Genomic DNA, 1,910 nt, shown 5'->3' with positions numbered 1-1,910 from the left:
GATAGATGCTATCTAACTTTCCATCATCATAGAACTTTAGCGTTTCAAGTTCGTATGTTCTAGGATCAAAAAATTGATGTTCACCTTCACTTCTCCCATTAACAAAGTTTAATATCGCTATTGGGTTTTCCCTGTTAGGGTAGTACCAAAGCCCATTTTGCACTGGAGGAATATTATTATTTTCAAAGTCCATATAGGCTTTCATTTTAGGGTTGCTTGAAAGCTGCCTCTTATTCTTGATATCTCTTACTACTATTACACCCAATAAGGCAGGAATCACTAATGAAACCACCGTGAGCATTACACTATTATTTAGGGTACTTTTCTTGTTAGAGCTTGATATTGCAATGAAGATTAAAGTTCCCAGAATAAGTATTGATGATGGCAAAATAAAAACAACCCCTACAGCAATACCAAATTCAGCGGGAACAACAATATTCCATGCAGCTATATTAATAGCTAAACCTAACAGTAATACTAAAGACAAAGTTATTTTTAGCGATTTACTTTTCTTCATTTTATTAGACCTTATTTGGGATGAATGTGATTTGAGAACCCGTTGTCTATAGCTCTTACTAGTAGTCTAAATTCGAACAAATCAACATTCGGCCACACAGTTAGATTGTCTAGTCTTATTTGAGATTTATTTTTTGACTTTGTGATCTTTCATAATGTTAGCCTTCTATTAGCCCACCTGTAAATAACTGACTATCAATACAATGTTGTTTATGAATTAATGATGAGAAGCTTTCATTTTGACTATTTACTAGGTAGTGACAATGAACTCATCAATAGGAATTGCGCCCATCTCAAGCCTAGGCGACGTACGTAGCGGAGCGGAGTATGTACGTCCTAGGCAAAGTTCTGCGCATTTTCATTTTTACACTTCAAATCTACGAATTAACCTCTCTGTAGTTTGCTTTTCTCCATCAATCTTCGCAAATAACATATCTGAAACTATTTTGGATATTGGTTCTATAATTTCTGGATTTGCCAACTTATTCTTCACACATCCACTATATATTGCGTTTTTCATTTTAACACTGATTAAAGCAACCAAACTTTGCTCCATTCCTCTTTCAGAGATTTTATAAGAATCCACTAAGCCATATTTTTGAAAATATTTCATTACCCCATAGGTTACACCCTTCAATAAACCATCAACATGGCTTCCTCTCTCGTGAGTGTATCTATCATTTACAAAGGATTTGATTATTGCTTCATCAATTGATAATTCTCTAAAAGCAAACGCTATTTCAAGGTAGAACTCATCTGTCTCTTCTTCAATATAAGTTTGAAAATATGAATTACCATATCCACTCAATTTAATTATTTCAAGCCAGTCATACATCCCGTTTCTATGCTTGTAAATAATATTACAACCTTCACCCTCAATATTATATTTCAGTCTAATCTTTACATTTTTATTAAGATAGGCAAACTCATTTAATTCTTTTTGAAAGTGATAATAATTCCATTTGAGCCTATCTTCCCATATTTCACCATCTAGTTTAGCAATTAATTTTAGCTTATTGCATTTAACTAACAAACTGCTAATAACTCCAGACTGAATCGTTCCTCTTTTGAATTTCTGTATCGACTTTATTTCATTATTCTCTCCAAGTAATACAAATGAAAAATCCTCACTTAAAAAATTTAATACAGGAATATCTAATCCTAGATTGTTCAAGCTGTCCTTATACTCACATGAATGATTAAGAGGTATTTCTTTTTTTATTCCACTAAAAACAAGTTGGACAGAATTTGTATTGAAAAAATCCACTTCTACTTCATTCGCTTCATATTGTGAGATAACACTTGTTAACAGGTTTTTCACCATTTCAATAAATGCTTGATCACTCATTGAACCAATGAACATACCTGGCCTTTTTCTAACAGCCTCTAAAAGT

Annotated in this window: 2 protein-coding genes; both read right to left on the bottom strand. The window is 32.8% G+C overall.

Annotated elements, in window-relative coordinates; translation table 11 throughout:
* A partial coding sequence (locus tag ACRBG0_RS11585) for a hypothetical protein (RefSeq protein ID WP_431487049.1) occupies nt 1-517 on the bottom strand: 517 nt, incomplete at its 3' end.
* A gap of 363 nt (nt 518-880) precedes the next feature.
* Nucleotides 881-1,910, bottom strand: a 1,030-nt coding sequence (locus ACRBG0_RS11580) for a hypothetical protein (protein ID WP_431487048.1), incomplete at its 5' end; no start/stop codon positions are given.

Origin of the sequence: Lewinella sp. (genome assembly GCF_050633125.1) — a bacterium.
Taxonomy (GTDB): Bacteria; Bacteroidota; Bacteroidia; order Chitinophagales; family Saprospiraceae; genus Lewinella.
Note: the sequence above shows the minus strand (reverse complement) of the source record. Positions and strands in the feature narration are given on the sequence as shown.